The 18,952-nt window shown below is 67.4% G+C and carries 19 protein-coding genes; 11 read left to right on the top strand and 8 right to left on the bottom strand.

Annotation, left to right across the window (positions count from 1 at the left end):
* Positions 1–76 precede the first annotated feature (76 nt).
* Complete coding sequence (locus tag DSD28_RS13885) at positions 77–376, top strand: type II toxin-antitoxin system RelE/ParE family toxin (RefSeq protein WP_119257004.1); 300 nt, start codon at positions 77–79, stop codon at positions 374–376.
* Position 377: 1 nt separating this feature from the next.
* The gene (locus DSD28_RS13880; RefSeq protein WP_119257003.1) at positions 378–668 is read left to right on the top strand and encodes an addiction module antidote protein; all 291 of its coding nucleotides are present in this window, start codon (positions 378–380) and stop codon (positions 666–668) included.
* Positions 669–708: 40 nt separating this feature from the next.
* On the opposite strand, the gene DSD28_RS13875 is transcribed toward DSD28_RS13880, so the two are convergent.
* On the bottom strand, positions 709–2,565 hold the full coding sequence (locus DSD28_RS13875; RefSeq protein ID WP_119257002.1) for an ABC transporter ATP-binding protein: 1,857 nt from the start codon (positions 2,563–2,565) through the stop codon (positions 709–711).
* 349 nt (positions 2,566–2,914) lie between these two features.
* Here DSD28_RS13875 and DSD28_RS13870 point away from each other — a divergent pair, with 349 nt between their 5' ends.
* Complete coding sequence (locus DSD28_RS13870; RefSeq protein WP_119257001.1) at positions 2,915–3,376, top strand: tRNA (cytidine(34)-2'-O)-methyltransferase; 462 nt, start codon at positions 2,915–2,917, stop codon at positions 3,374–3,376.
* Position 3,377: 1 nt separating this feature from the next.
* Here the strand turns inward: DSD28_RS13870 and DSD28_RS13865 are convergent, their stop codons facing one another.
* Together DSD28_RS13865 and DSD28_RS13860 are read right to left on the bottom strand one after the other, a co-directional pair.
* Entirely contained in the window at positions 3,378–4,586 is a 1,209-nt protein-coding gene (locus tag DSD28_RS13865; RefSeq protein ID WP_119257000.1) for an MFS transporter, read from the bottom strand.
* Positions 4,583–5,155, bottom strand: coding sequence for an NADPH-dependent FMN reductase (locus DSD28_RS13860; protein ID WP_119256999.1), 573 nt, complete (start codon positions 5,153–5,155; stop codon positions 4,583–4,585). Before DSD28_RS13860 ends, DSD28_RS13865 begins: the two co-directional genes overlap by 4 nt.
* Positions 5,156–5,228: 73 nt before the next feature.
* Here DSD28_RS13860 and soxR point away from each other — a divergent pair, with 73 nt between their 5' ends.
* Positions 5,229–5,699, top strand: a complete 471-nt coding sequence (soxR, locus tag DSD28_RS13855) for a redox-sensitive transcriptional activator SoxR (protein WP_119256998.1) — start codon at positions 5,229–5,231, stop codon at positions 5,697–5,699.
* On the opposite strand, the gene DSD28_RS13850 is transcribed toward soxR, so the two are convergent.
* Both DSD28_RS13850 and DSD28_RS13845 read right to left on the bottom strand, forming a co-directional pair.
* Positions 5,696–6,976 (bottom strand): hemolysin family protein, encoded by a 1,281-nt coding sequence (locus DSD28_RS13850; protein WP_119256997.1) that lies wholly within the window; start codon positions 6,974–6,976, stop codon positions 5,696–5,698. The genes soxR and DSD28_RS13850 overlap by 4 nt on opposite strands.
* Before the next feature lie 123 nt (positions 6,977–7,099).
* Positions 7,100–7,357 (bottom strand): hypothetical protein, encoded by a 258-nt coding sequence (locus DSD28_RS13845; protein ID WP_119256996.1) that lies wholly within the window; start codon positions 7,355–7,357, stop codon positions 7,100–7,102.
* A 226-nt stretch (positions 7,358–7,583) separates the two neighbouring features.
* Between DSD28_RS13845 and hemF the strand changes: the two genes are divergently transcribed.
* From hemF to DSD28_RS13830, 3 genes are all read left to right on the top strand, one after another.
* Positions 7,584–8,495, top strand: coding sequence for an oxygen-dependent coproporphyrinogen oxidase (gene hemF, locus DSD28_RS13840; RefSeq protein ID WP_119256995.1), 912 nt, complete (start codon positions 7,584–7,586; stop codon positions 8,493–8,495).
* An 81-nt stretch (positions 8,496–8,576) separates the two neighbouring features.
* Positions 8,577–8,828 carry a hypothetical protein gene (locus tag DSD28_RS13835; RefSeq protein WP_119256994.1) on the top strand — a complete coding sequence of 84 codons (252 nt, stop codon included), beginning with the start codon at positions 8,577–8,579 and terminating at the stop codon, positions 8,826–8,828.
* A 126-nt stretch (positions 8,829–8,954) separates the two neighbouring features.
* Positions 8,955–9,146, top strand: coding sequence for a DUF1059 domain-containing protein (locus DSD28_RS13830; protein ID WP_119256993.1), 192 nt, complete (start codon positions 8,955–8,957; stop codon positions 9,144–9,146).
* Positions 9,147–9,330: 184 nt separating this feature from the next.
* Here the strand turns inward: DSD28_RS13830 and DSD28_RS13825 are convergent, their stop codons facing one another.
* The 3 genes from DSD28_RS13825 to DSD28_RS13815 are packed head-to-tail and all read right to left on the bottom strand — an operon-like array spanning position 9,331 to position 11,833.
* Entirely contained in the window at positions 9,331–10,590 is a 1,260-nt protein-coding gene (locus DSD28_RS13825) for a CCA tRNA nucleotidyltransferase (protein ID WP_119256992.1), read from the bottom strand.
* Positions 10,587–11,219, bottom strand: coding sequence for a CoA pyrophosphatase (locus DSD28_RS13820; protein WP_119256991.1), 633 nt, complete (start codon positions 11,217–11,219; stop codon positions 10,587–10,589). Before DSD28_RS13820 ends, DSD28_RS13825 begins: the two co-directional genes overlap by 4 nt.
* Positions 11,216–11,833 (bottom strand): DUF1285 domain-containing protein, encoded by a 618-nt coding sequence (locus DSD28_RS13815; protein ID WP_119256990.1) that lies wholly within the window; start codon positions 11,831–11,833, stop codon positions 11,216–11,218. Before DSD28_RS13815 ends, DSD28_RS13820 begins: the two co-directional genes overlap by 4 nt.
* 173 nt (positions 11,834–12,006) lie before the next feature.
* On the opposite strand from DSD28_RS13815, the gene DSD28_RS13810 reads away from it, so the two are divergent.
* The 4 genes from DSD28_RS13810 to DSD28_RS13795 are packed head-to-tail and all read left to right on the top strand — an operon-like array spanning position 12,007 to position 18,832.
* Positions 12,007–13,020 (top strand): AAA family ATPase, encoded by a 1,014-nt coding sequence (locus tag DSD28_RS13810; protein WP_119256989.1) that lies wholly within the window; start codon positions 12,007–12,009, stop codon positions 13,018–13,020.
* A gap of 13 nt (positions 13,021–13,033) precedes the next feature.
* Positions 13,034–13,954, top strand: a complete 921-nt coding sequence (locus DSD28_RS13805; RefSeq protein ID WP_119256988.1) for a DUF58 domain-containing protein — start codon at positions 13,034–13,036, stop codon at positions 13,952–13,954.
* The gene (locus tag DSD28_RS13800; RefSeq protein ID WP_119256987.1) at positions 13,951–16,758 is read left to right on the top strand and encodes a DUF4159 domain-containing protein; all 2,808 of its coding nucleotides are present in this window, start codon (positions 13,951–13,953) and stop codon (positions 16,756–16,758) included. Before DSD28_RS13805 ends, DSD28_RS13800 begins: the two co-directional genes overlap by 4 nt.
* A 1-nt stretch (position 16,759) precedes the next feature.
* Positions 16,760–18,832, top strand: a complete 2,073-nt coding sequence (locus DSD28_RS13795; protein WP_119256986.1) for a hypothetical protein — start codon at positions 16,760–16,762, stop codon at positions 18,830–18,832.
* Positions 18,833–18,952 lie beyond the last annotated feature (120 nt).

The raw sequence follows: 18,952 nt of genomic DNA, 5'->3' as shown, positions 1-18,952 counted from the left end.
AAGATCGGCAAGGTATGGGGCCTGATCGCGCAGGACCTTGATCTTCGGGGATTGTAATATTAAAGTTACAACCTTCATGGCGATCCTGATCAGGCAGACGGACACATTTCGCAAATGGGAGCGCGCCCTCGGCGATCCGAAAGCGCAAGCCCTGATCGCCGCCCGCCTGAACCGCATCGCCTACGGTCTCCTCGGCGACGCCAAATCCGTTGGCGACGGCGTCAGCGAAATCCGCGTTCACTACGGACCGGGATACCGCATCTACTTCACGCGCAGAGGCAACGAGATCATCGTGCTGCTTTGCGGCGGCGACAAGGGTTCACAAAGACGGGATATCGCGGCTGCCAAGGTGCTCGCATCTCAATTGGACGACTGACATGAGCAAGGCACTACACATCTACGATCCGGCAGAAGCCCTCACATCCGACGAGGCCATCGACGTCTTCATGAAGGACGCCTTCGAGAGCGGGGACGCGGGATATATCGCACACGCCCTCGGCGTCGTCGCCCGCGCGAAGGGCATGAGCAAGATAGCCGAGGAAACGGGTCTGGCACGGGAAGCGCTCTATCGGTCGCTTGCCAGCGACGGCAACCCGACCCTCAAATCCATGCTGACGATCATGCATGCGCTGGGGCTCGAACTCACGTCGAAGCGTACCGGCACATGAGGAAGGCATCCCCGTCGATCCGGCGGGGATGCCTCGATCTTCACTCCGCCGCCGCGTCCGCCTCGGCCGTGTCGTCGGCGATGAAGCCGCCGGACTGGCGGGTCCACAGGTCGGCGTAGATGCCGCCGTTGGCGACCAGCTCGGCGTGGGTGCCCATCTCGCGGATGCGGCCCTTGTCGAGCACGACGAGGCGGTCCATCTCGGTCAGCGTCGAGAGGCGGTGGGCGATGGCGATCACCGTCTTGCCTTCCATGAGGGCGAAGAGGTTTTCCTGGATCGCCGCCTCGACCTCGGAATCGAGCGCCGAGGTCGCTTCGTCCAGCACCAGGATCGGCGCGTCCTTCAGGAAGACGCGGGCGATCGCGATGCGCTGGCGCTGGCCGCCGGAGAGCTTCACGCCGCGCTCGCCGACCTGCGCGTCGAGGCCGGAGCGGCCCTGCTGGTCGCTGAGGCTCTCGATGAAGTCCCAGGCATTGGCCCGCCTTGCCGCCTCGATGATCTCCGCGTCGCTCGCATCCGGCTTGCCGTAGGCGATGTTGTCGCGGATCGAGCGGTGGAGCAGCGAGGTATCCTGCGTCACCACGCCGATCTGCGAGCGCAGGCTGTCCTGCGTCACCGCCGCGATATCCTTGCCGTCGATGGTGATCCTGCCGGATTCAAGATCGTAGAACCGCAGCAGCACGTTCATCAGCGTCGTCTTGCCGGCGCCGGAACGACCGACGAGGCCGACCTTCTCGCCCGCACCGATATTGAGCGACAGGTCTTCGATCACGCCCTTGTCCTTGCCGTAGTGGAAGCGGATGCGGTCGAAGCCGATGGCGCCCCTGGCGGCCGGCAATGCCGGAGCCTGCGGCTCATCCTCGATGTCGTGCGGCTTGGTCATCATGCCCATGCCGTCATAGACCGTGCCGATATTCTCGAAGAGCGCGGTCACTTCCCACATCACCCATTGCGACATGCCGTTGATGCGCATGGAAAGGCCGACGGCAACGGCGACGGCACCCACCGTCACGTCGCCCGCCATCCAGAAATGGATGCCGACAGCGGCGGTCAGGAACATCGCGACGACATTGTTGAGGTCGATCAGGATGTTGAACCGCGTGATGAGGCGCATCTGCCTGTGCACGGTCTGCAGGAAGCCGTCCATGCCCTCGCGGGCATAGGTCTCCTCCCGGCCGGCATGCGAGAACAGCTTGACGGTCGCGATGTTGGTGTAGCTGTCGACGATGCGGCCCGTCATCATCGAGCGCGCATCCGCCTGCTCGCGCGAAACCACCATCAGCTTCGGCACGAAGTAGCGCAGGATGCTCACATAGAAGACGAACCACACGACCAGCGGCACGACGAGCCGCAGGTCCGCCGAGGCGATGATCGCGATCATCGAGATGAAATAGCTCACCACATAGATGAAGACGTCGATGATCTTCATCACCGTCTCGCGCACGGCGAGCGCCGTCTGCATCACCTTCGTCGAGACGCGGCCGGCGAACTCGTTGGAGAAGAAGGTCATGCTCTGGCGGATCAGGTAGCGGTGCATCTGCCAGCGGGCGATCATCGGGAAATTGCCCGCGAGCGCCTGGTGCATTGTCATGGTGTGCAGCGCGCCGAAGCCCGGGATGAGGACGAGCAGAAGCACGGCCATCCAGACCAGCGTGCCGCTCTCGCGGGCAAGGAACGTGCCCGGATCGCCCGCCGACAGCCAGTCGACGATATTGCCGAGGAACTGGAAGAGCAGGACTTCGGCAATGCCGAGCACCATCGAGCAGAAGCCGAGCACGAAAAGCCACGGCGCCGCGGGGCGCGTATAGTGCCAAAGGAAGGCGAAAAGCCCCTTGGGCGGAAGCGAGGGCGCCTCCGCGGGATAGGGATTCAAACGTCTTTCGAACCAGCCGAACATGGCTTTCTCCGTAATAGAAAGGCGGAACCGGCACGGACGGCGCAAAACGGGCGCTGTCGGGAACGAGGTTCCGGTAAATTTGCCGCGGTGACGAAAAGCGTCACATGGCGATTTGAACTGAAGGCAATCTGGGAATCCGGGCGGCGAAATGCCTAAGCGAGAAGAGGCGTGATTCCAGCCGGGAGGCGTAGCCGATGCGTGTTATTCATCATGGTCCTCCTTCTTTCTCGCGTTGCAGATGGCTTCTGGTTAACCCGGAATGACGCAATTTTCCAGACACTTTGTCGCAAATTCGCATCTGCGGCCAATTCTGTTGCCTTGCCGCCACATCTCCATTAGGCGACAGGCCATGTCCGACCTGCGCATCGCCCTCTACCAGCCCGACATCGCCGGCAATACCGGCACGATCCTGCGTTTCGCCGCCTGCCTCGGCCTCGCCGTCGACATCATCGAGCCGGCCGGCTTCGACATTTCCGACCGCAGCCTGAAGCGGGCGGGCATGGATTATCTCGCCGCCGTGACGCTGACGCGGCATGTCAGCTGGGACCGTTTCGAGGAATGGCGGGCGGCGAGCGGCCGCCGGCTCGTGCTCGCCTCGACGAGGGCGGCGGGCCTCTATACGGATTTCGCCTACCGGCCGGACGATATCCTGCTCTTCGGCCGCGAAAGCGCCGGCGTGCCGGACCGCGTGCACGAGACGGCGGACGGCCGGGTGCTCATTCCCATGGTCGAGGGCCAGCGCTCGATCAACGTCGCGCTCTCCGCCGCCATGATCTGCGGCGAGGCGCTGCGCCAGACGGGCTTTGCCTGACCTAGCCATCGCCCGACCGCGCCGGCCGCGCGGCGAAGGCGACGAGGCCGATGGCCAGCACCACTGCTCCGACAAGCCCATAGGCGCCTCCGTATCCGAAGCGGCCGATCAGTGGCTGCGAGACGATGGGCGAGAGGAACTGGCCGGCGAAGATGCTGGAGACGAGCAGCCCCGACACGCGCCCGCGCAGGGCGGGCGGCGCCAACAGCATCGCGGCCGCAGCGAAATTCGGCATGATCGTGCCCATGCAGATACCCGAAACCGCCATGGCCAGAAGCACGCCGGCATAGCTCTCCACCATCGACAACAGGAGGAAGGAAAGCCCGGCGGATGCGAAGCCGAGGCCGAAGACGCCCATGATCCCCAGCCGGCGCCTGAAGGGCGCGAAGGCGAGCGCGCTCGCCACGCCGACGAGCTGCCCCGCGCCGATGGCCGCGCCCGCAAGGCTCGGCGCGGTAAAGCCGAGGCGTTCCAGAAAGAAGGGAAGCTGCGTGGGGATCATGTAGAAGGCGATCATGTTGACCGCCGCCGCGAGGAACAGGAGGCCGAGCAACGCCGCCTTTCGCCCGCCGAGCCTCGCCTCCCCCGCCGTCGCCCCTGCCCGGCGCACGCGCTGCGGCTCCGGCAGGAAGGCCAGCGCCGCCGGCAGCAGCAGGATCGCCGCCGTATAGATGAGGAACGGCCCGCGCCAGTGGATTTCCGCAAGGAAGCCGCCGCCCGTCAGGAAGATCGTTCCGCCGATGCCGACGAAGGCCTGCTGCAGGCCCATGTAGCGGTCGCGCGCCGGCCCCTGGAAGAAGTCGCCGACCAGCGCCGTCGTCGCCGTCATGATGCCGCCGACGGCGATGCCGAGCACCGCCCGGCCGGCAAGAAGGCCGGGCAGCGTATCGAGCACCAGCCCGGAGGCGCCCGCGACGGAAAAGAGCGCGAGCGAGGCGAGCAGCAGGGGCTTGCGCCCGAAGCGGTCGACGAGAAAGCCCGCGGCCGGCGAGAACAACGCGATGAACACCGCCGGCAGCGTCAGCACGAGCCGGCTGAGCAGCGCGACGTTCTCCACCTCGGCGAACCGCGCCGCGATGCCCGGCAGCGAGGCGGAGATCGTCGCGCCGGACATGATGGTGAGCGTGCTGACGAAAAGCAGCGTCGCGTTGCGCCGGTATTCCTCCGGCGAACGGGCAACCTCGGCCGTCGCGTAATGATCGGGCCTCATGCCGCAACCTCGTCGTAGCGCGTCGCGATGCGCGCCGCCTTCAGCGCGTTGGCCCACCAGGTCAGCCGCTTCATCAGCATGGCGAGCTGGCCGTTGAGCTGGCCGGGGCGGAACGGGTTGCCGGCGGGATCGAACTGCGTCCAGGCATGGGGGAGGCTCACCGTGTCGCGGATCGCCACGGCATGAAGCTCGGCGAAGACCAGCCGCAACTGCTCCACCGCCCTGAGCCCGCCCGAGACCCCGCCATAGGAAACGAAGGCGATGGGCTTGGCGTGCCAGGGCCGGAAGCAGCAATCGATGATCGCCTTCAACGCGGCCGGATAGGCGTGATTGTATTCCGGCGTGACGATCAGGAAGGCATCCGCCTGCAGGATCAGGCTTTCGACCCGCTCCGCCGAGGGCTCGTCGAGGCCGCCGGGCGTGAAGGTCAGGTCGGCCGGGTCGATGCGGATGACGTCGTATTGGCCGAACCCGGCAAGCTCCGGCTCGAGCCACCCCGCGATCGTATCGGCAAAGCGCCCTTGCCGGCCGCTGCCATAGATGAGGGCGATGGTCAGTCTGTCTGTCATGCGGTTTCGCTCCGTGTTGGAAAATCAGGGAGCGGCTGGTATAAAACCTCAAGTAAAGTTGAGGTCAACAGCCATGACGGAAAAATGTCCGAACGATGCCATGCCGCGCGAGCTCAGCGTCGGCGAAGTCGCCGAACGCAGCGGCGTCGCGGTTTCCACATTGCATTTCTACGAGACGAAGGGGCTGATCCGCAGCCAGCGCAACCGCGGCAACCAGCGGCGCTATCCGCGCAGCATCCTGCGCCGCGTCGCGGTGATCAAGGTCGCCCAGCGCACCGGCATTCCGCTGGCGGAGATCGCCGATGCGCTCTCCGTGCTGCCGCATGACCGGCCGCTTACCGCGCAGGACTGGCGAAAGCTCTCGCAGACCTGGCGCACATTTCTGGACGACCGCATCGCGCGACTCACGAAGCTGCGCAACCAGCTCGACGGCTGCATCGGCTGCGGCTGCCTTTCGATGCGCGAATGCCCGCTGCGCAATCCGCTGGATACGCTGGCGGCGGAAGGCCCGGGCCCGAGACTGCTCGAGCCCGATCCGGCTTAATCGAGCCTGGAGGCGAGAAGCTTGTCGACGCGCCGGCCGTCCATGTCGACCACCTCGAAACGCCAGCCCTGGGTTTCGGTGATCTCGCCGGTCTTCGGCAGCTTCTGGAGGGATTCGATGACGAGGCCGGCGGCCGTCTGGTAGCTGCGGCGGGCCGGCAGGGTCAGGCCGAGGCGGTCGGCCATCTCGTCGATGGGCATCGAGCCGGCGATGAGCCAGGAACCGTCCTCGCGCTGCACCGCATACTCGTCGTCGCCTTCCTCGATATCGGCGCGGAACACGCCGGCAATCGCCTCCAGCACGTCGGCGGGGGTGATGATTCCCTCGAAGTGGCCGTATTCGTCATGGACGAGCAGGATCGGCATTTCCGAATTGCGCAGCGCCTCCAGCACGCGCATCGCATCCATCGTGTCGGGCACGATGGGCGCGGGGCGGACGAAGGAGCGGATGTCGAGCGGCTGGCCGGTCAGCATGGCGGAGAGCATCTCGCGCTTCTGAACGATGCCGACGATGGTCTCCGGCCCGCCATCGGCGACCGGCATGCGCGAATGCGGGCTTTCGGTCAGCTGCTGGCGGATCTCTTCCATCGTATCGCCGAGGTCGATCCAGTCGACGTCGTTGCGCGGCGTCATGAGGCCGCGCGCCTCGCGGTCGGAAAAGCGCATGACGCCGGCGATCATCAGCTTCTCGCCGCCCTCGATGACGCCGGCGGCCTCGGCTTCGGCGACGATGGTCTTGATCTCCTCGTCGGTGACGACGCTTTCGGAGACCTCGTGCTGGCCGAGCAGGCGGAAGATCACCCGTGTCGAGGCGTCCAGCACCCAGACGGCCGGCGCGCCGATCTTGGACATCAGCGACATGGCCGGCGCGACCAGCGTCGCGAAGCGCTCGGGGTTCTTCAGCGCGATCTGCTTGGGCACCAGCTCGCCGATGACGACCGACAGGAAGGTGATGACGAAGATGACGATACCGTAGCCGAGCGGGTCGGCGAGCCAGTCCGGCACGCCCTCGGCAAAGAGGATGTCACGCAGGCGCCCGCCGAGCGCGGCACCGGAGAAGGCGCCGGCTAGGATGCCGATGAGCGTGATGCCGATCTGGACGGTGGAGAGGAATTTCCCGGGATTTTCCGCAAGCTTCAGCGCCGATGCGGCGCCGCGCGAGCCCTGGGCGGCCATGGTCTTGAGGCGTGGCTTGCGCGAGGAAACGATGGAAAGTTCGGAAAGGGCAAAAACCCCGTTCAGGAGAATGAGGAAGACAGCGATCGCGAGTTCGAACAAGGACTATGAGCCGTGCTTGAGAACCGCAACGGCGCCTTTCTGTTGATGACGATGGCCGCAAGATAGGGGCGCGCGGGTTCGCCGTCAATCGAGCTTGCCGATCACGCTGTCGTCAGGTCCGCCTCAATCGGCGCTCGGCAACCGGCGCATGGTGAATTCGATGCGGTCGCCCTCCAGCATCCGCCAGCTTTCCACCTCCGTCCAGTAGGCGGCCTTCGGCCAGAGATCGAACCATTCGCGCGCCTTATCCCGCGCCGCCTGCCGCTCGAGGCAGAAGGTCTCGCGCACGAAATGCCCCTCGCCGCGAAAGGGCTTTTCGCGGCGGCGGCGCTCGATCTGGCGCCTCAGGCCTTCAAGGGGCGGTCCCGGAATGCGCGCCATGCAGGTTTCCTCCAGGGCGGATCCGGCGCTTGCATCCGAAGCCGCGTGAAACGTCTTGCTGCACTTTCAATAAAGGAAGATAGGCCAGCGCCTGCCCTTTTGCGAGTCCTGCGCCGGGTGCTCATTTCGCCCCCGCGGTTGCAAAAAAGGGCAAAGTTAACGACTGTGGCCGAAATGCGATTCGGCGGCGCGGCCGCCAGCGGGAAACATCCCAGCGGGAAATATCATGGAACGACCAGACCTGCCGAAGGGCCTGCCCGAGGACATCGAAGACAAGAAGGCCATGGCGCGCGCCTGGTTCGAGCAGTTGCGCAACGCCATCTGCGCCAGCTTCGAGGCCCTCGAGGACGAGCTGGAAGGCCCCCTCTCCGACCTGCCGCCCGGCCGCTTCGTCGGCAAGGACTGGCTGCGCGAGGGCGGCGAAGGCGGCGGCGGGCGCATGTCGATGATGGAAGGCCGCGTCTTCGAAAAGGTCGGCGTCCATACGTCAACGGTCCATGGCGAGTTCTCGCCGGAATTCCGCAGCCAGATTCCCGGCGCGAGCGAAGACCCGCGCTTCTGGGCATCCGGCATCTCGCTGATCGCCCATCCGGTGAACCCCAACGTGCCGGCCGTGCACATGAACACCCGCATGGTCGTCACCACCAGCCGCTGGTTCGGCGGCGGCGCGGACCTGACGCCGGTGCTCGACCGCCGCCGCGTGATGAGCGACCCGGACACCGCCCTCTTCCACAAGGCGATGGAGATTGCCTGCAACCGCCATCCCGTCGCCGACCATGCGAAGTTCAAGGACTGGTGCGACGAATACTTCTTCCTCAAGCACCGGAACGAGCCGCGCGGCACCGGCGGCATCTTCTACGACTGGCTGCACTCGCCGGAAGAGCTCGGCGGCTGGAATGCCGACTTCGCCTTCACGCAGGATGTCGGCCGCGCCTTCGCCATGGTCTATCCGAAGATCGTTCGCTCCAACTTCAACAAGGGCTGGACGGAGGAGGACCGCGACGAGCAGCTCGTGCGGCGCGGGCGCTATGTCGAGTTCAACCTGCTCTACGACCGGGGAACGATCTTCGGCCTGAAGACGGGCGGAAACGTCGATTCCATCCTCTCCTCCATGCCCCCGGTGGTGCGCTGGCCGTGAGCCGCTAGCGCGCTTGTGATTACGGTTTGCCTTTCCTGGGTGGTAGGATGCTTCCAGCATGGTTCCACGGAGGAGGCAGTCATGATCAATAAGATGCAGGACGCAGTGCATTCGGGCCTCGACCCGCAATCCGCCGATTTTCTCGACCGTTACGCCGAAACCATCCGTGCCGAGAGCGGCATGGACCTGCCGCATGCCTATTTCGTCGAGGAGGCCCGGCTGCGGCTTTCCCGCGAAAACGTCCACACCATCGCCGGGCGCAGGGCAAGGCCCGAGCCGCTCGGCTCGTCCGCCTGCTTCGACTGCTGGGCCAGGGACGAGGACGCCGCCTGACGGCGTGGAACCGGACGCAAGCTTCGCCGTTTCCGAAGACGGCCGACACGGCCGCGGACCCGTCGCGGTTTGGCCGGAACGGCCTCATCTGCTATACTCGTCCCGTTGAAACGACAGGAGATAGTCATGAGACTTTTTGAATGCGGTTCACTCGTCCCCGGATGCGACTGGCATACGCGCGCCCATGACGACGCCGAAGTCGTCCGCCGCGCGGTGGAGCACATGCGCACGGCCCATGGCGAAACCACCATCAGGGAAAGCATGGTCGAGCACATCAAGGAACGCATCGTCGACGAAAAGGCGGCGGATGCCGCCTGACGGAGGGAGGGCCCTCGCTGGCCGGTTGCCCTTGGCGAGGCAAGGCCCCACCCCAACCCCTCCCCACAAGGGGGAGGGGCTTAACGTGCCGCCCCGTTGGCATTCCTTATAGAACCGCGAGCAAGCCTCTATCTTTCTCCCCCCTTGTGGGGGAGATGCCGGCAGGCAGAGGGGCCTTCGGGCGCTAATTGGCCTTCACAAAGGCATCCAGCCGCGCAAGCAACCTGGCCCGATCCTCATGAAAATTCCCGGCCACCCACTCGTCCTCGATGGCCGAAAGCGCCGCGCCGACCGTCGGCCCGGCGGGAACGCCCGCGGCCAGCACATCCGCACCCGTCAGCGGGAAGGACGGCTTGCGCCATTTCTCCGCCCGCGCCAGAAGACGCTGGCACAGGCCGGAAAAGGCAAGCGCCTCGGGATCGCCGAGCCCGCGCGCCCGCGCACCGGCGAGCGCCAGCTTGAGGCGCATGGTCAGCCCCGAAGGCCCATTGCGATAGAGCAGCCGGTCGAAGGCCGTCTCGGCCAGTTTCGGCGCGATCTCGGGGGCGGCCGCCCAATGGTCGAGCGTCGCGGCTTCCGCCTTCGAAAAGCGCAGGCGCTCGGCGAGCGCCTTCAACCGTTCCCGGTCGGCCGGCACCATGGCGGCAAGGCGCAGCATCGCGTCCGGCTTCCAGCCAAAAGCCTTTTCCGCCTCGATCAGGCCGGGGATCGCGTCGATGCCCCACTTTTCCGTCTCCGGCAGGATTTCCGTCAGCACGCCCGCCTGCCGCATCCACAGCAGCGCGCGGCCGGGATCGGGCGCGCCGAGCAGCTTCTTCGTCTCCGACCAGACCCGCTCGGCGGAAAGCCTCGCAAGGCTTGCCTTCGCCCGCGCGCAGGCCTTCAGGCCCTCGGCATCCGGCCGGCCGCTGCCGTAGAGCGCGAAGAAACGAAAGAAGCGCAGGATGCGCAGGTGATCCTCCGCGATGCGCGTTGCCGCGTCGCCGATGAACCGGACCGTGCGGCTCTCGATATCCGGCAGGCCATTCACGAGGTCGACCACCGTCCCGTCCTGCTTCGCATAGAGCGCGTTGATGGTGAGGTCGCGCCGCTCGGCGTCCGTCTGCCAGTCCGTGCCGAAGGCGACGTCCGCGTGGCGGCCGTTGGTCGAAACGTCCCGGCGCAGCGTCGTCACCTCGAAGGGCGTGCCGTCGATGACGAGCGTCACCGTGCCGTGCTCGATGCCCGTCGGCACTGCCTTGATGCCCGCCGCCTTCGCACGCTCGACCACCGCCTCCGGCCGCAGCGTCGTCGCAATATCCACATCGGCCACCGGCAGGCCCATCAGGCTGTTGCGCACGGCCCCGCCCGCCACGCGCCCCTCGCCGCCGTCGCTATTGAGCAAGGCCAGCACGCGCACGAGCGCCGGATCGGAAAACCACGCCTCGCCCGAGACAGACGTCATGCATAAAGCCTTTCATAGATCACCCGCACGATGCCGGCGGTGATGCCCCAGATATTATGCCCCTCATAGGGCATGCGATAATAATGCCGCTCGCCGCCGAGCCAGATGCCGCTGCCCTGCTCGTGGTTGCGCGGATCCATGAGGAAGGAGAGCGGCACGTCGAAGACCGTCTCCACCTCCGCCGGGTTCGGGACCAGCTCGAAACCCGGCCGTACGACCGCCAGCACCGGCGTGATCGAGAAGCCGGAAAGCGCCTTGTACTGCGGCAATCGCCCGACCGGCTCGACGAAACGGCGGTCGAGACTGATCTCCTCCTCCGCCTCGCGCATCGCGGCCGCCTCGGCATCCTCGTCCTCCGCGTCCACCGCCCCGCCCGGAAAGGCGACCTGGCCGGAATGCTTGCGCATCGTCGCCGTGCGCTGGGTGAAGATGACGCGCGCCTCCTCCCCGTCGTCGACGACGGGGATCAGCACGGCTGCATCGCGCAGCTTCATATCCTCCAGATGGGGAATGACACCGGGATTGAGCAGGCTGTCGCCATGATCGCGCCAGCTCTCCTCGCCGAGTGTCAGGCTCTGCTCGATGGCCCGGCGGCGGAACTCTGCGGCGCTGTAGGGCGCAAAGCTCATCGCGATAGCGCATCCAGTTCGGCCGCCGGCATGACCGGGAAGACCACGCCGCCGGAGCGCACCGCGAACATCGGCACGCCGTCGATCTCGACCGTCTCGCCGAGCTCCACCAAATCGTACATCACCGCCCGCGAGACCAGCGCCTCCAGCCGGCCGCGCACGAGAAGATAGGGCTTCAGCTCGCTGTTTTCGCCGGAGATGACGAAGCGCAGGGGATGCTCCGCCCCGGCCTCCACCACATCGCCGACATTGGTGCGGAAGGTCAGCACCTGTGCGGCGGCCTCACCGCTCACATTCATCTCGACGGCGAGGAACGGCGCATCGACCACGCGGATGCCGACCTTCTCGACCGGCGTCACCAGATAGGTCTTCCCGTCCTCGTCCTTGCGCAGCACCGTGGAGAAAAGCCGCACCAGCGGCGCACGGCCGATGGGGGTGCCGAGATAGAACCATGTGCCGTCGGCGCGGATCTCCATGTCGATATCGCCGCAGAACGGCGGGTTCCAGCGCTCGACGGGCGGCAGGCCGCGTCCGCCGGTCTCGGCGCTCGCGCGCGAGATCAGGGCGGCCAGTCCCGCGGCATCCGTGCTGTCGCCAATTTCACCTGTTGCCATTGTTCCGTCCCGGTTCATCCCTATCTCCGCGAGAGGAAAAGGTGGATACACACACGAGATAGTCATTTCGTGGCCGCTTGTCAGCCACGGCTGGGCTAATAAGCTCTCAAGAACGGGACGGACGCGGCGGAGCCACGATTCGTCCAAGGTTTCAAACGGCACTGGAGACGACCATGGGCGTTCAGAATTCCTCCGAGGCGAGCCTCGACGAGAAGGCGGTGGTCGCCGCCGCCGAACGCGCGCTCTCCGATATCGCCCGCGTCCGCCAGGAAGTCGCCAAGGTCATCTTCGGCCAGGAAAGCGTCGTGGAGCAGACCATGCTCGCCGTGCTCTCCGGCGGCCATGCGCTGCTGGTCGGCGTGCCCGGCCTCGCCAAGACCAAGCTGGTCGCCACGCTCGGCACCGTGCTCGGCCTTTCCGCAAGCCGCATCCAGTTCACGCCCGACCTCATGCCCTCCGATATCCTCGGCTCGGAGGTGATGGACCAGGACGACAACGGCAAGCGCTCCTTCCGCTTCGTGCCTGGCCCGATCTTCACCCAGCTCCTGATGGCCGACGAGATCAACCGCGCCTCGCCGCGTACCCAGTCCGCCCTCTTGCAGGCCATGCAGGAATACCATGTGACGGTCGCCGGCGCGCGCAACGACCTGCCGAAGCCCTTCCATGTGCTGGCGACGCAGAACCCGCTGGAGCAGGAAGGCACCTACCCGCTGCCCGAGGCCCAGCTCGACCGTTTCCTGCTGCAGGTCGACGTGCACTATCCGGAGCTTGCCGCCGAACGGCAGATTCTCCTCGAAACCACCGGCGTCAGCGAGGCGCAGGCGGAAGCGGCGATCTCCGCCGACCGTCTCATCGAGATCCAGACCCTCATCCGCCAGATGCCCGTCAGCGAGAAGGTGCTCGACGCGATCCTCTCGCTGGTGCGCTCGGCGCGCCCCGGCAACGGCGTCGCCTCCACCGACAGGCACGTCGCCTGGGGTCCCGGCCCGCGCGCCGGCCAGGCGATGATGCTCTGCGCGAGAGCCCGCGCGCTTTATGACGGCCGCCTCGCGCCCTCCGTCGACGACGTGCTGGCGCTCGCCGAGCCGGTCCTCCAGCACCGCATGGCGCTGACCTTCGGCGCGCGTGCCGAGGGCATGTCGGTGCGCGACGTCATCGCCGATCTCGTCCGGCAGGCGGGCGGCTGAACAGGATAGAAGCATGGCATCCGTCGGCCAGATCGTCCAACCGACCCCGACCCGCGACGTGCTCTCGCGGGCGCAGGCGCGCGCCGCCCTCGTTCCCGATTGCATGGTGGAGGCCCAGCGCCTCGCCAACACGGTGATCGCCGGCTGGCACGGCCGGCGCAAGCGCGGCATCGGCGAGAATTTCTGGCAGTTCCGCCCCTATGTCGACGGCGAGAGCCTGTCGCGCATCGACTGGCGGCGCTCGGCCCGCGACGACCATACCTATGTGCGCGACCGCGAATGGGAGGCCGCCCACACCGTCTGGATCTGGGCCGACCTCTCGCCCTCGATGATGTACAAGTCCACCTTCGGCGCCGTCTCGAAGGAAAGCCGCGCGCTCGTCCTCATGCTGGCGCTCGCCGAAATCCTCGCCCGCTCCGGCGAGCGCATCGGCTGCCCGGGCATCATGGAGCCCATCGCCGCGCGCAACGCCGCCGAGCGCCTCGCGACCGCCCTGATGCACAACCCCGCGGCCGATGGCCTGCCGGACACCGCCATGATCCGCGGCAACAGCGATATCGTGCTGATCGGCGATTTCCTCGATCCCGTCGCGGACGTGATGGACCGCCTCGGCCCCCTCGCCCGGCGCGGCCTGCGCGGCCATGTCGTCGAGGTCGCCGACCCGGCGGAAGAGCTCTTCCCCTATGCCGGCCGCACCGAATTCACCGATCCCGAAAGCGGCATGAAGCTGACGGCAGGCCGCGCCGAGACGCTGAAGGACGACTATGCCCGCGCCTATGCCGCGCGGCGCGAGAGCCTTGCCGACAACCTCCGTCATCTCGGCTGGAGCTTCATCCCCCACCGCACAGACCGCCTCGCCTCCGAGGCGCTGGTCGCCGTGCACGCCTATCTTTCCGGCCTGCCGGCGATGAAGACGGAGGGCATTGGCCGATGAGCGCTTTCGCCTTCGCCTTTCCCGCCGTGCTGACCGCGCTGGTGCTTTTGCCCGTCATCTGGTGGCTGCTGCGCCTGACGCCGCCCAAGCCCGTCACCGAGGTCTTCCCGCCCTTCGCCATCCTGGCCTCGATCCTCAAGCGCGAGGAGACGCCGTCGCAGAGCCCCTGGTGGCTGACGCTGCTGCGCATGCTGATGGCCGCCGCCGTCATCCTCGCCATCGCCGACCCGGTCTTCAACCCGCGCACCAGCACGCTGGCGACCGGCGGACCGCTCGTCCTCGTCGTGGACAACAGCTGGGCCGCCGCCACCGACTGGAAGCAGCACGTCGAGACCGCCTCCATGCTGATCGACGATGCCGAAAGCCGCGACCTGCCGGTCTCGCTGGTGCTGACCGCCGACCGCCAGCAGGATGCCGTGCCGGTCGATGCCGTGACGGCCCGCAACCGCCTCGCCGCCGCCGAGCCGCGCCCGCTGCCGGCCGACCGCAAGGCGGCCGTCGCCGCGCTGCGCACCGCGCTCGACGGCGCAAGCCCCGGCACCATCGCCTACATCACCGACGGCATGGCGGGCGAGGCGACCGACGACACGGTCGCGGCCCTGCAGGCCCTCTCCCCGGCCGACTTCCGCCTGATCGCAGGCGATGGCGCACCCGCCGTCGCCGTCACCGCGGCGGCCAATGGGGCGGATGCGCTTTCCGTCACCCTCACCCGCCTCGACGGCGGCGCGGCGCGCAGCCTGCCGCTGACGGCGCATGACGGCCACGGCCGGCCGATCGCCGCCGGCACCGCCGATTTCGCCGCCGGTGCGACGACCACGACCGGCACGATCACCGCGCCCTTCGAGCTGCGCAACGATTTCGCCCGCATCACCGTCGACGGGCTCGCCAATGCCGGCGGCGCCTATCTCCTGGATGACGGCTTCCGCCGCCGCCGCGTCGCCTTCCTTTCCGGCGAGGTGGTGGACAATACCCAGCCGCTGCTTTCGCCGCTGCACTATATCAACCGCGCCCTCGCGCCCTATGCCGACCTGATCGAGCCGAGCATCGCCGACCTCTCGGTCGCGATCCCCGAACTGCTCGAGCAGAACCCCTCCGTGCTCATCATGGCCGATATCGGCCGCCTGCCGGGCGACGTGCAGGACAAGGTGAAGCGCTGGATCGAAGGCGGCGGCATGCTGATCCGCTTCGCCGGCCCGCGCCTTGCCGCCGCGCCCGCCGACGACCCGCTGGTGCCCGTCATGCTGCGCAAGGGCGAGCGCGCGCTCGGCGGCGCGCTCTCCTGGTCCGAGCCGCAGCCGCTATCGGCCTATCCGGCCAATAGCCCCTTCTTCGGCATGCGCGCGCCGGAAAACATCCTCGTCAAGCGCCAGGTGCTCGCCGAGCCGACGCCGGACCTTGCCGACCGCACCTGGGCGAGCCTTGCCGACGGCACGCCGCTGGTGACGACCGGCCCGCTCGGCGCGGGCAGCATCGTGCTCTTCCATGTCAGCGCGGAGACCGGCTGGTCCAACCTGCCGCTCTCGGGCGATTTCGTGGAAATGCTCCGCCGCACCGTGCAGCTCTCGCGCAGCAGCGGCGCCGCGGCGAAGGGCGGTGAACAGGCGAAGGGCCTGCCGCCCTACCGCCTGATGACCGCGGGCGGCACGCTCGCCGCGGCAACCGGCGAGGCAAGGCCGCTCGTGGCGGACGGCGCGAAGAAGATCGCCAGCTTCGACAACCCGCCCGGCCTCTACGGCACGGAGGACGGCTATGTCGCGCATAACCTCTTCCCGCCCGGCCATGAAATCCGCCCGCTCGCGCTTCCCGAAGGCGCAGCGATCCAGCGCGAGCCGCTCGCCGGCAAGGAGACCTGGTCGCTGAAACCCTATCTCTTCACCCTCGCCGCCGTCCTGCTTCTGGCGGATTGCGCCATCGTGCTCCTCATGGGCGGCGCCTTCGCCGCCGCCGCCCGCCGCGTGCCGAAGCGCGGCGCGACCGCTGCTATGCTGCTGGCGCTCGCCGCCGGAACGCTCGCGGGCCTGCCCTCCGAAAGCCGGGCGAACGATGCCAAGCCGGGGGATAAGGTGCTGATGTCGCGGCTCGATACGACACATCTCGCCTATGTCGTCACCGGCGAGAGCGATGTGGACCGCATTTCCGAGCGCGGCCTTGCCGGCCTCACGGAATTCCTCACCTACCGCACGACGCTGGAGCCCGGCGAGCCGGTCGGCGTCGACATTTCGCGCGACGAGCTGGCGCTCTACCCGATCATCTACTGGCCGGTGAGCGCTTCGGCCGAAATGCCCTCCAGCACCGCGATCAGCCGCATCGACGCCTATATGCGCAACGGCGGCACGGTGCTGTTCGACACGCGCGACCAGTTCACCTCGCTCGACGGCAATGCGACGAGCCCGAACACCGAACGCCTGCAGGCGATCCTCGCCAATCTCGACATTCCGCCGCTGGAGCCCGTCCCGGCCGATCACGTCCTGACCAAGGCCTTCTACCTGCTCTCCAATTTCCCCGGCCGCTATGCCGGCGGCCCGCTGTGGATCGAGGCGGAGCTCGACCGCAAGGAGGACCCGTCGCGTCCCGCCCGCGCGGGCGATGGCGTGTCGCCGATCATGATCACCGGCAACGATTTCGCCGGCGCCTGGGCGATCGACGCCAACGGCATGCCGCTCCTGCCGACCGTTCCGCCCGACGATGTGCAGCGCGACCACGCCTTCCGCGCCGGCGTCAACATCATGATGTACATGCTCACCGGCAACTACAAGGCGGACCAGGTGCACGTTCCCGCCCTGCTCGAACGGCTGGGGCAGTGACATGACCTTTCAGTTCTCCCCCCTCCTGCCCTGGCTCGCCATCGCCCTCATCGGCGCCGCGGCCCTCGCGCTCGCCGCGCTCGGCTTCTGGCGCGGCCTGCGCGGCGCCTCCCTGCGCGCGCTGGCGCTCGCCCTCCTGGTGCTCGCCCTTGCCAATCCGGTCTTCCTGCAGGAGGATCGCGAGGCGCTTTCCACGGTCGTTCCGGTCATCGTCGACCGCAGCCAGAGCCAGGACAACGAGGACCGCACGGCTCAGACCAATGCCGCGCTGGAAGGTCTCAAGGAGCGCTTCGCCCGCTATCCACGTATCGAGCCGCGCATCGTGGAAGCCGGCGACGACGGCAAGTCGGACACGCCCTCCACCCGCCTCTTCGACGCGCTGAACGCCGCCATCGCCGATGTGCCGCGCTCGCGCGTCGGCGGCGCGATCCTCATCACCGACGGCCAGGTACACGACATTCCCGAGGCCTCCGCCTTCTCCAGCTTCGACGCCCCGGTCCATGCCCTCGTCACCGGCCGGCCGGACGAGTTCGACCGCCGCATCGAGGTGGTCAGCGCGCCGCGCTTCGGCATCGTCGGCGAGGAGCAGGAGCTGAAATTCCGCGTGGTGGACGACGGCAAGGGGCCGGACACGCCGGCCCGCGTGACCGTCCGCCTCAACGGCAACCAGATCGCCTCGGAGATCGCCCAGCCCGGCACCGAGCAGCCGCTCGGCTTCACCGTGCCGCGCGGCGGCAACAACATCCTTGAGTTCGAGGTGGAACCGGTCGAGGGCGAGATCACCACCGCCAACAACCGCGCCGTCCATGTCATCGAGGGCATCCGCGAGAACCTGCGCGTGCTGCTCGTCTCGGGCGAACCGCATGCCGGCGAGCGCGCCTGGCGCAACCTCCTGAAGTCCGATACGGCCATCGACCTCGTGCACTTCACCATCCTGCGCCCGCCGGAAAAGCAGGATGGCACGCCGATCAACGAACTGTCGCTGATCGCCTTCCCGACGCGCGAGCTCTTCGTCGACAAGATCAAGGAATTCGACCTCATCATCTTCGACCGCTACCAGCACCGCGGCGTGCTGCCGATCCTCTATTACGACAACATTGCGCAATATGTGGAGAACGGCGGCGCGCTGCTGATCGCGGCGGGGCCGGAGCATGCAGGCAACGATTCCATCGCCGGCACGCCGCTCTCGGCCGTGCTGCCGGCAACGCCGACCGGCGCGATGAACGAGGCGCCCTTCTATCCGCGGCTTTCCGAACAGGGCAAGAAGCATCCCGTCACGCGCGGCCTCGAAGGCGCCAACGACGAGCCGCCCCATTGGGGCCGCTGGTTCCGCACCGTCGACGTCGAGCGCCCGGAAGGCAATGTCGTGATGGAGGCCAATGACGGCAAGCCGCTGCTGGTGCTGAACCGCGCCGGCAAGGGCCGCGTCGCGATGCTGCTTTCCGACCAGGGCTGGCTCTGGGCGCGCGGTTTCGAGGGCGGCGGCCCGCATGCCTCGCTCTACCGGCGCACCGCGCACTGGCTGATGCAGGAGCCGGCGCTGGAGGAGGAGGCGCTGACCGCGCGCACCTTCGGCCGCACGCTGCAGATCAACCGCCAGACCATCGGCGACGCGCCGGGCGAGGCGATGCTGAAGCTGCCCTCCGGCAAGACGCAGCGCGTGGCGCTCAGCGAGGCAGAGCCCGGCCTCTACCGCGCCGAGGTGCAGACCGCCGAGACGGGCCTCTACGAGATCACCAATGGCGACCTCAACGCCCTCGTCCATGTCGGCGCGGTCGACGCCCCGGAATTCAAGGCGACGATCTCGACCACCGAGACACTGAAGCCGCTCGCCGATGCGACGAAGGGCACGGTCCGCCGGCTCGTCGCCGAGAACGGCGAGGCCGTCTCCCTGCCGCCGCTCCTGCCGGTTTCCGGACAGGTGCGCAGCATCGACGAGAACCGGCTGTCGCTGCACATGACGGACGAGACGGTGCTGAAAGGCATCAACTCGCTGCCGCTCTTCGCCGGCTTTGCCGGCGTCGGCCTGCTGCTGCTCGCCTTCTCGGCCATGTGGTATCGCGAAGGGCGTTGACCACGCCTGCGTTTGCGCTAATCTCCCCGCACGGCCGGAGGCAGCCGGCAGACCCGCGCCTTTTCCGAAGGCATGGCGAACGCCTCCTCAACAACCTTTCTCCACCGTTCATCGTTGGGC

The sequence above is a fragment of the Shinella zoogloeoides genome (assembly GCF_003574625.1).
GTDB classification, from domain to species: Bacteria; Pseudomonadota; Alphaproteobacteria; order Rhizobiales; family Rhizobiaceae; genus Shinella; species Shinella zoogloeoides_A.
This window is presented reverse-complemented; position numbering and strand designations above follow the sequence as displayed.

Bases quoted from the DNA above. Each gene is read 5' to 3' on its own strand.
- DSD28_RS13820 (WP_119256991.1), bottom strand. From the start codon at position 11,219: ATGAGCTTTGCGCCCTACAGCGCCGCAGAGTTCCGCCGCCGGGCCATC.
- DSD28_RS13865 (WP_119257000.1), bottom strand. From the start codon at position 4,586: ATGAGGCCCGATCATTACGCGACGGCCGAGGTTGCCCGTTCGCCGGAG.
- DSD28_RS13875 (WP_119257002.1), bottom strand. From the start codon at position 2,565: ATGTTCGGCTGGTTCGAAAGACGTTTGAATCCCTATCCCGCGGAGGCG.
- DSD28_RS13795 (WP_119256986.1), top strand. From the start codon at position 16,760: ATGACCTTTCAGTTCTCCCCCCTCCTGCCCTGGCTCGCCATCGCCCTC.
- DSD28_RS13830 (WP_119256993.1), top strand. From the start codon at position 8,955: ATGAGACTTTTTGAATGCGGTTCACTCGTCCCCGGATGCGACTGGCAT.
- soxR (WP_119256998.1), top strand. From the start codon at position 5,229: ATGACGGAAAAATGTCCGAACGATGCCATGCCGCGCGAGCTCAGCGTC.
- DSD28_RS13825 (WP_119256992.1), bottom strand. From the start codon at position 10,590: ATGACGTCTGTCTCGGGCGAGGCGTGGTTTTCCGATCCGGCGCTCGTG.
- DSD28_RS13885 (WP_119257004.1), top strand. From the start codon at position 77: ATGGCGATCCTGATCAGGCAGACGGACACATTTCGCAAATGGGAGCGC.
- DSD28_RS13860 (WP_119256999.1), bottom strand. From the start codon at position 5,155: ATGACAGACAGACTGACCATCGCCCTCATCTATGGCAGCGGCCGGCAA.
- hemF (WP_119256995.1), top strand. From the start codon at position 7,584: ATGGAACGACCAGACCTGCCGAAGGGCCTGCCCGAGGACATCGAAGAC.
- DSD28_RS13810 (WP_119256989.1), top strand. From the start codon at position 12,007: ATGGGCGTTCAGAATTCCTCCGAGGCGAGCCTCGACGAGAAGGCGGTG.
- DSD28_RS13815 (WP_119256990.1), bottom strand. From the start codon at position 11,833: ATGGCAACAGGTGAAATTGGCGACAGCACGGATGCCGCGGGACTGGCC.
- DSD28_RS13870 (WP_119257001.1), top strand. From the start codon at position 2,915: ATGTCCGACCTGCGCATCGCCCTCTACCAGCCCGACATCGCCGGCAAT.
- DSD28_RS13805 (WP_119256988.1), top strand. From the start codon at position 13,034: ATGGCATCCGTCGGCCAGATCGTCCAACCGACCCCGACCCGCGACGTG.
- DSD28_RS13880 (WP_119257003.1), top strand. From the start codon at position 378: ATGAGCAAGGCACTACACATCTACGATCCGGCAGAAGCCCTCACATCC.
- DSD28_RS13835 (WP_119256994.1), top strand. From the start codon at position 8,577: ATGATCAATAAGATGCAGGACGCAGTGCATTCGGGCCTCGACCCGCAA.
- DSD28_RS13845 (WP_119256996.1), bottom strand. From the start codon at position 7,357: ATGGCGCGCATTCCGGGACCGCCCCTTGAAGGCCTGAGGCGCCAGATC.
- DSD28_RS13800 (WP_119256987.1), top strand. From the start codon at position 13,951: ATGAGCGCTTTCGCCTTCGCCTTTCCCGCCGTGCTGACCGCGCTGGTG.